The organism is Streptomyces sp. NPDC056480 (assembly GCF_042795405.1).
Classification (GTDB): Bacteria; Actinomycetota; Actinomycetes; order Streptomycetales; family Streptomycetaceae; genus Streptomyces.
The window spans coordinates 75,534-83,256 of record NZ_JBHTSA010000029.1; the positions used below are offsets into that span (position 1 = coordinate 75,534).

Genomic DNA, 7,723 nt, shown 5'->3' on the forward strand with positions numbered 1-7,723 from the left:
CGTAGCAGCACCGCGACGGTCGTAGCGGCATCACGACCCTACGTGACCGACGGCAGGCCCGCCCGGCGAGCGGCGTGCGCCCCCAGACGGTACGTCTCCACCGCCGTGCCGCCGAAGACCGCCGCCCGCTCGCCGGGGCTCAGCGCCTCCATGAGCTCCCTCGCGGTCGCGAGCGTCCGTCCGTACGACGCCGCCAGGGTGCACACCGGCCAGTCGGAACCGAACATGAGGCGGCTCGGGCCGAACGCGTCGAGCAGGGTGTCGGCGTACGGCCGCAGGTCCCGCACGGTCCAGCCGCGCCAGTCGGCCTCGGTGTGCAGGCCGGAGAGCTTGCCCACGGTGTTGGGCAGGGCGGCGAAGGCCCGCAGACGGGCGGCCCAGGGTTCGACGTCTCCGCTCGCGACGGGCGGTTTCGCCCCGTGATCGAGGACGAAGGTCAGTTCCGGCAGTTCTCTCGCTGCCCGCGTCGCGGCCGGCAGCTGGTGCGGGAGGATCACCAGGTCGTACGCGAGCCCGGCGTCGGCCACCGCGGTGAGGCCGTGGCGCACGTCGGGACGGAGCAGCCAGGCGGGGTCCGGTTCCGACTGGACCTGGTGACGGACGCCCACCAGGTGCCCTCCGCCCCGCAGCGCGCGAAGCTCGGCCAGGGTGTCGGCGACGTCGGGCGCCGTCAGGTCCGTCCAGCCGACGACCCCGGCGATCAGGTCGCTGTCGTGGGCGGTGGCCAGCATCTCGGGCGTCTCGTCGGCGACGGTGACCGTCTGGACGAGGACGGTGGCCGCCACCCCCGCCCGGACGGTCTCGGCCCTCAGATCACGCTCCGTGAAGGTGCGGCGCAGGGGCGCGAGGCCGGGTCCGGTGATCCACTCCTGGTCGCGTACGGACAGGTCCCAGAGGTGATGGTGCGCGTCGACGACGAGGGGACCGCGGGGAGTGCTCACAGCTGCCACACCACGGGCAGCCCCGCGTCCGCGCCGTCGCCCGAGTAGTCGTGGACGACCTCGAGGAGTTCGGCCATCCGGGCCTGCCACTCGACGTTGACCGGCAGTGTCTCGAGTTCGGCCAGGAGACGGGCGTAGTCCTCGCAGTCGAGCAGATGGAAGAGGTCGGTGCCGCTGCGCCAGATCGTCCATGCCGTGCAGCCGGCGGCCCGGATCGCTCGGGTCAGCTCGGCGGGGACTTCGCGGTGCGCCTCCTCGTACGCGGCGACGCGGTCCGCGCGGACCCGGGTGTGCAGAGCAATTCTCATGGGTTCGCTCCAGAGGTGTCGGTGACGACCAGGACGACGTCGAGGACGCGCGGGCCGTGGACGCCTTCGACGCGTTGCAGTTCGATGTCGGAGGTGGCCGAGGGGCCCGAGATGAAGGTGAGGGGCCGGCGGGGCTCCAGGCCGGCGAGTGCCTCCGGTACGTCCCGGACGATCTGTTCCGCGCGCACCACGCAGAGGTGGTGGTCCGGGATCAGGGACAGAGCCCGGCGGCCTTGACCCGGTCCCGTGTCGAGCACGATCGTCCCCGTCTCCGCGATGGCGACGGCCGCCGTGGTCAACGTGCTGTCGACGTCTTCGAGTCGGCGCACGGTCAGGGGTGGGGCGTCGCCGACGAGGTCCGCGTCGGTGCGCGTCAGGAACTCGGCAGGGAAGCCGGCGGGTACGACGACCCGCCGCGCGCCTCGGCGTTCGAGGAGGGCCGCCACGGTCCGTGCCACGTCCACCGGAGAGCAGCGCACCACGGTGGCGCGGTAGTCGGCGACGCGTGCGGCGAAGAGCGCGAGGGGTGTGACGGGGGTGGCGGCGTCGCCCGTCGCGGCCGTTCGGCGGTAGGCGCGCGGAACGGGCACGTCCTCGGGCACCTCGTCGGTCGGTACGTCGCTCAACGCGGCCCGGATGCGGGCGAGTACGGCGGTGCGACTGTCGCTCGCAGGGGTGCTCTCCCTGTCGCCGCCGTTCTCCGTGCCGCTGCTCCTCATCGTTCCTCCCGGTTCTCGCGCCACCACGCGCGGAACGACTGCCGTGGCGGCGAGGGTGTGTCCCGTGCGGCGGACCAGCCGCCGAGCGGGCCGGGCAGGCGCCGGATCCGTCCGCCGCGACCGCTCGTCAACCGGCCGCCGGCCGCGGCCGCACGCTGGATGACGCCGAGCAGCGTGGGCGAGTCGAGGACCGTCGACGCCGCCCGCATGGCGAGTGCCTCAGACGTCGGCAGCGCCCGGTCCTCACGCGTCGCCTCGACGGCCTTCGACCGCAGGTGGACCAGGATCTCCGGAATGTCGATCTTCACCGGGCATGCCTCGTAGCAGGCACCGCACAGGGTGGAGGCGAAGGGCAGGGACGCCGCCCGCCGGATCCCTGTCAGCTGGGGCGTGAGCACCGCGCCGATCGGGCCCGGATAGACCGAGCCGTAGGCGTGGCCGCCGGTCCGCTCGTACACGGGGCAGACATTGAGGCAGGCGGAGCAGCGGATGCAGGCGAGGGCCTGGCGGCCGACGGTGTCCGCGAGGACGTCGGTGCGGCCGTTGTCCAGGAGGATCAGATGGAAGTCCTGGGGGCCGTCGCCCGGCGTCACTCCCGTCCAGAGCGAGGTGTACGGGTTCATGCGCTCGCCGGTCGAGCTGCGGGGCAGCAGCTGGAGGAAGACCTCCAGGTCGGTGAAGGTCGGGACGACCTTCTCGATGCCCATGACCGTGATCAGGGTCTCCGGCAGCGTCAGGCACATCCGTCCGTTTCCCTCGGACTCGACGACCGCGACCGTGCCGGTGTCGGCGGCGGCGAAGTTCGCCCCCGAGATCGCCACCCGGGCGGTGAGGAACTTCTCCCGCAGGTGGAGCCTCGCCGCCTCGGCCAGCGCCCTCGGGTCGTCGGTGAGGTCGGCGGGCGCCGCCCGGCCCCACTCCCCCATCCTCTCCGCGAAGATCTCGCGGATCTCGGCGCGGTTGCGGTGGATCGCCGGGACGAGGATGTGGGAGGGCCGGTCCTCGCCGAGCTGCACGATGAGTTCCGCGAGGTCGGTCTCGTACGCCGTGATGCCGGCGGCCGCGAGTGCCTCGTTGAGCCCGATCTCCTGGGTGGCCATCGACTTGACCTTGACGACCTCGTGCGGGCCGGCGTCCCGGCCGCCGCCTGCGGCACGGACGAGGCGTTCGACGATGCGGTTCGCCTCGGCGGCGTCGGAGGCCCAGTGGACCGTTCCGCCCGCGGCGGTGACGCTGGACTCCACCTGTTCGAGGTAGTGGGCGAGATGCCGTGCGGTACGGCGTTTGACGGCGGCGCCGGCCTCCCGGAGCTCCTCCCAGTGGGGCACCTCACCGGTCGCTTCGAGGCGCTTCGTGCGGATGGCGGTCGTGGCGTGCCGGAGGTTGTGGCGCAGCCGGGTGTCGGCCAGGGCGGTGCGGGCGGCCTCGGGGAAGGGCGGGGTGCCGAGCCAGACCCGGCCGTCGTGGGCGGTGTCGTCCGTCATGCCGGTGGCCTCGTTCCTTCCGTCGCCGCGAGGATCTCCGCGAGATGCAGGGTGCGAACGCCGCTGCTCAACCGGTCGAGGCCGCCGCCGATGTGCAGGAGGCAGGAGTTGTCGGCGGCGCACAGGACCTCGGCCCCGGTGCCCATGACCGTGGTCGTCTTGTCGGCGAGGATGGCGGTGGAGGTGTCGGCGTTCTTGACGGCGAAGGTCCCGCCGAAGCCGCAGCACGCGTCGGCCCCGGGCAGGTCGACGAGGTCGATTCCCCTGACGGCGCGCAGCAGCCGCAGGGGCCGGTCCCCCAGACGCACTGCGCGCAAGGAGTGACAGGTGGGGTGGTAGGTCACGCGGTGCGGGAACGCGGCGCCCACGTCGGTGACACCGAGGACGTCGACGAGGAACTCGGTGAGCTCGTGGACGGCGGGGACGACCTCGGCCACCGCGTCCCCCAAAGCGGCGTCGCCGAGCTGTTCGGCGAGGACCGGGTGGTTGTCGCGGATCATGGCCGCGCAGGAGGCGGAGGGCGTCACGATCGCGTCGTATCCGGCGAAGACGCGGGCGAAGCGGGCCACCATGGGGAGGGCTTCCGGGCGGTAGCCGGTGTTGAAGTGCATCTGTGCGCAGCAGGTCTGCCCGCGGGGGAACTCGACGGTGTGGCCGAGCCGTTCGAGCACGGTCACGACCGCCCGGCCCGTGCCGGGGAAGAGGGAGTCGTTGAGGCAGGTGATGAACAGTCCGATCCTCATCCGCGCCTCACCCGCCGTCCGGGGCGGGATCGGCCTCGGGGACGGGGAGCTCGCGGCGCAGCTCCGCCCAGAGGGCCTCGGGTATCTCACGGGCCAGCATGTCCGCGGCGTCCGTGGCCTCCGCCGCGCTGCGCAGGCCGAGGAGGACGCCCGCCACGGCGGGATGGCCGAGCGGGAAGCGGGCTGCCGCGGCTCTCAGGGGCACTCCGTGGCGCTCGCAGATCTCCCGCAGCCGGAGGGCCCTGGCCAGGGTCTGCGGCGGGGCCGCCGCGTAGTCGTACGTGGCGCCCGGACGCGGATCCGCGAGGAGGCCCGAGTTGAACACCCCTCCCGCGACGACCGACACGCCACGGCGCTGCGCGGCCGGCAGCAGGTCGGCGAGGCCGCTCCGGTCGAGCAGGGTGTAGCGGCCGGCGAGCAGGACGACGTCGATGTCGGTCTCGGTGACGAAGCGGGTGGGGATCGCGGTCTGGTTCATGCCCACGCCGATGGCCCGGACGACTCCCTCGGCCCTCAGTCGTTCCAGGGCGGGGTACGCCTCGCGCAGTGCCTGGTCGGCGTGGTCGTCGGGGTCGTGCAGGTAGACGATATCGACGCGGTCGAGCCCCAGCCGCTCCAGGCTCGCCTCCAGGCCGCGCCGGACGCCGTCCGCCCCGAAGTCCCAGACCCTGCGGTGCGCGGCGGGTACCGCGAAGCCCTGGGCGAGGTCGTCGCCGGTCGCGCCGGGGTCGGGGACGAGGAGGCGGCCGACCTTCGTCGAGACGGTGTACGTGTCACGGGGCCGGTCCCGGAGGAAGGCGCCGAGCCGGCGCTCGGACAGGCCGAGGCCGTAGTGGGGCGCGGTGTCGAAGGAGCGGATGCCGCGGTCCCAGGCGGTCGCGAGGGTTCGGTGGGCGTCCTCGTCGGTGACGGTGCGGTAGAGGTTGCCGATGCCGGCCGCACCGAAGGCGAGGCGGGTCGTCCAGGCGGTGGTCCGGCCGAGGGGGACGCGGGTGAGGCCTCCGGGGTCGGCGATGTCTTCGTCCGTGGCCGGTGCGCTCGTGACCGGTGCGTCCCTGACCTGTGCACCCGAGGCCGGTGCGCCCGTGACCGGTGCGCCCGTGGCCTGTTCGTCCGCGGCCCGATCGTCCGCGGCCCTCCTGTCCTCGCTCATGTGCCCGCCGGGCGGAGCCGGAGTCCCGCCATGCCGCCGTCGACGGCGAGGGCGGTGCCCGTCACCGAGGCCGCCGCCGGGGACGCGAGGTAGACGACGGCCGCCGCGACCTCGTCGGCGCCGACGAGCCGCCCGGTGGGCTGGCGTGCGCTGAGTGCCGCGCGTTCGGCGTCCGGGTCCGGCGCCGCGTCGAGCAGCCGCGCGACCCACGGAGTGTCCACGGTCCCGGGGTTGACGCAGTTGACCCGGATGCCCTCCCGGACGTGGTCGGCGGCCATCGCGAGGGTCAGGGAGAGGACCGCCCCCTTGCTCGCCGAGTACAGGGCGCGCTGCGGCAGGCCCGCGGTGGCGGCGATGGAGCAGATGTTGACGACGGCGGCGTGTTCCGAGCGGCGCAGGTGGGGCAGGGCGGCGCGGGTGGTGCGGACGACGCCGAGGAGGTTGACGTCGAGCAGGTCGTGCCACTGGTCGTCCGGGTTGTCCTCGACGGTACCGGCGGCGCCGATGCCGGCGTTGTTGACGAGGATGTCGATTCCGCCGAGCGCGGCGGCGGCCGCCGCGACGGCCTCGCGTACCGAGGTGTCGTCGGCGACGTCCGCGCGGAGGGCGGTGAGCGGGTCGGGTGTGGCCGCCGGGTCGAGATCGAGGACGGCGACGGCGGCGCCCTGCGCGTCGAGGAGGCGGGCGACGGCGAGCCCGATGCCGGAGGCGCCGCCGGTGACGACGGCCCGGAGGCCGGCGAGCGGATGCGAGGTCATGCGGTCACCTCCACGGTGGCTTCGCCGGCGAGCGCTCCCGCCAGGTCGGCGGCCCAGAACGTGCCGTGGGGGTAGACGAAGGTGGCGAGGGATGCCTCGTGCATGTCGGCCGAGAAGCCGGGGGCGAGGGGCGCCGTGTAGGCGCCCTCGCGTATGACGGCCGGGTGGGCGAAGTGTTCGTGGAGGTGGTCGACGAACTCGATGACCCGGTCCTCGGTGGTGCCGCTGAGCGCCACGAAGTCGAACATCGCGAGGTGTTGGACCAGTTCGCACAGTCCGACCCCGCCGGCGTGCGGGCAGACGGGTACGCCGAACTTGGCGGCGAGGAGCAGTATGGCAAGGTTCTCGTTCACGCCGCCGACCCGTGCCGCGTCGAGCTGGACGATGTCGACGGCGCTCGCCTGGAGGAGCTGCTTGAAGACGATGCGGTTCTGCACGTGCTCGCCGGTCGCCACCTTGACGGGGGCGACGGCGGCCCGCACGCGCGCGTGCCCGAGGATGTCGTCCGGGCTGGTCGGCTCCTCGATCCAGTAGGGGTCGAACTCGGCGAGGGCCCGGGTCCACTCGATGGCCTCGGTGACGTTCCACCGCTGGTTGGCGTCGACGGCCAGGCGGACGTCCGCGCCGACGGCCGCGCGGGCGGCGCGGCAGCGGCGGACGTCGTCCGCGAGGTCGGCACCGACCTTCAGCTTGATCTGGGTGAAGCCCGCCGCCACGGCCTCCTCGGCGAGCCGGGTCAGCTTCTCGTCGGAGTAGCCGAGCCAGCCGGGCGATGTGGTGTACGCGGGGTAGCCCTGGGTCCGCAGGACGCTCTCCCGCTCGGCGCGCCCGTCCTTGCCGCGCCGGAGGAGGTCCAGGGCCTCCTCGGGGGTGAGGGCGTCGGTGATGTAGCGGAAGTCGACCTGCTGGACGAGCCACTCGGGGTCGGCGTCGGCGAGCAGCTTCCACAGCGGCTTCCGCTGCCGCTTGGCGGCCAGGTCCCATACGGCGTTGACCACGGCTCCGACGGCCATGTGCATGACGCCCTTCTCGGGTCCGAGCCAGCGGAGCTGGCTGTCGCCGATCAGCGCCCGGCTGACCAGCCCGGGGTCGGCGCAGAGGTCCTCGACGGACCGCCCGATGACATGGGGGCGCAGTGCTTCGATCGCCGCGACCTGGACATCGTTGCCACGCCCGATGGTGAAGGTGAAGCCGTGTCCCGTGAGGCCTTCGGGCTCGTCCGTTCGCAGGACGAGGTAGGCCGCGGAGTAGTCGGGGTCCGGGTTCATCGCGTCGGACCCGTCGAGTTGGCGGGAGGTCGGGAAACGGATGTCGTAGGTGTCCATCGCGATGACCCGCGTGATGTCAGTGGACAACGGGGTTCCTTTCACACCTGGGCTGCCTGCTCGGTGTTCGGCTTCATCTGCCCGACCGACGCGGAGCAGCCCCAACCATCAGCACAGATCGGGTGATTGGCCTGTTGAGCGAGAACGATACGGCGCTCGCGAGAGGTGGGGCAAGTAGACATCGGATGTTTCTCGGACCTTGGGAACGGCATCACGAAGGGCTTCACGAACGGCGCCACGAAGGCCTTCACGAACGGCATGCCGACGAGGGCGGGCGCCCCTCGGGGAGCGC

At 73.0% G+C, this 7,723-nt stretch carries 9 protein-coding genes; all 9 read right to left on the reverse strand.

Annotation, left to right across the window (positions count from 1 at the left end; all coding sequences use genetic code 11):
• Positions 1-38: 38 nt before the first annotated feature.
• Positions 39-950 (reverse strand): amidohydrolase family protein, encoded by a 912-nt coding sequence (locus ACFQ79_RS15815; protein ID WP_383583454.1) that lies wholly within the window; start codon positions 948-950, stop codon positions 39-41.
• Positions 938-1,249, reverse strand: coding sequence for an L-rhamnose mutarotase (locus ACFQ79_RS15820; protein ID WP_383583457.1), 312 nt, complete (start codon positions 1,247-1,249; stop codon positions 938-940). The genes ACFQ79_RS15815 and ACFQ79_RS15820 overlap by 13 nt, the downstream gene beginning before the upstream one ends.
• Positions 1,246-1,968, reverse strand: a complete 723-nt coding sequence (locus ACFQ79_RS15825) for a lactate utilization protein C (RefSeq protein WP_383583460.1) — start codon at positions 1,966-1,968, stop codon at positions 1,246-1,248. Before ACFQ79_RS15825 ends, ACFQ79_RS15820 begins: the two co-directional genes overlap by 4 nt.
• Positions 1,965-3,452 carry a LutB/LldF family L-lactate oxidation iron-sulfur protein gene (locus ACFQ79_RS15830; RefSeq protein ID WP_383583463.1) on the reverse strand — a complete coding sequence of 496 codons (1,488 nt, stop codon included), beginning with the start codon at positions 3,450-3,452 and terminating at the stop codon, positions 1,965-1,967. The genes ACFQ79_RS15825 and ACFQ79_RS15830 overlap by 4 nt, the downstream gene beginning before the upstream one ends.
• The gene (locus ACFQ79_RS15835) at positions 3,449-4,195 is read right to left on the reverse strand and encodes a (Fe-S)-binding protein (protein ID WP_383583465.1); all 747 of its coding nucleotides are present in this window, start codon (positions 4,193-4,195) and stop codon (positions 3,449-3,451) included. Before ACFQ79_RS15835 ends, ACFQ79_RS15830 begins: the two co-directional genes overlap by 4 nt.
• Positions 4,196-4,202: 7 nt before the next feature.
• Entirely contained in the window at positions 4,203-5,348 is a 1,146-nt protein-coding gene (locus ACFQ79_RS15840) for an aldo/keto reductase (protein WP_383583469.1), read from the reverse strand.
• Positions 5,345-6,106 carry an SDR family NAD(P)-dependent oxidoreductase gene (locus tag ACFQ79_RS15845; RefSeq protein WP_383583472.1) on the reverse strand — a complete coding sequence of 254 codons (762 nt, stop codon included), beginning with the start codon at positions 6,104-6,106 and terminating at the stop codon, positions 5,345-5,347. Before ACFQ79_RS15845 ends, ACFQ79_RS15840 begins: the two co-directional genes overlap by 4 nt.
• On the reverse strand, positions 6,103-7,431 hold the full coding sequence (locus ACFQ79_RS15850; protein ID WP_383583484.1) for an enolase C-terminal domain-like protein: 1,329 nt from the start codon (positions 7,429-7,431) through the stop codon (positions 6,103-6,105). Before ACFQ79_RS15850 ends, ACFQ79_RS15845 begins: the two co-directional genes overlap by 4 nt.
• Positions 7,432-7,472: 41 nt before the next feature.
• On the reverse strand, positions 7,473-7,723 hold a 251-nt coding region (locus ACFQ79_RS15855), incomplete at its 5' end, for a hypothetical protein (RefSeq protein WP_383583475.1).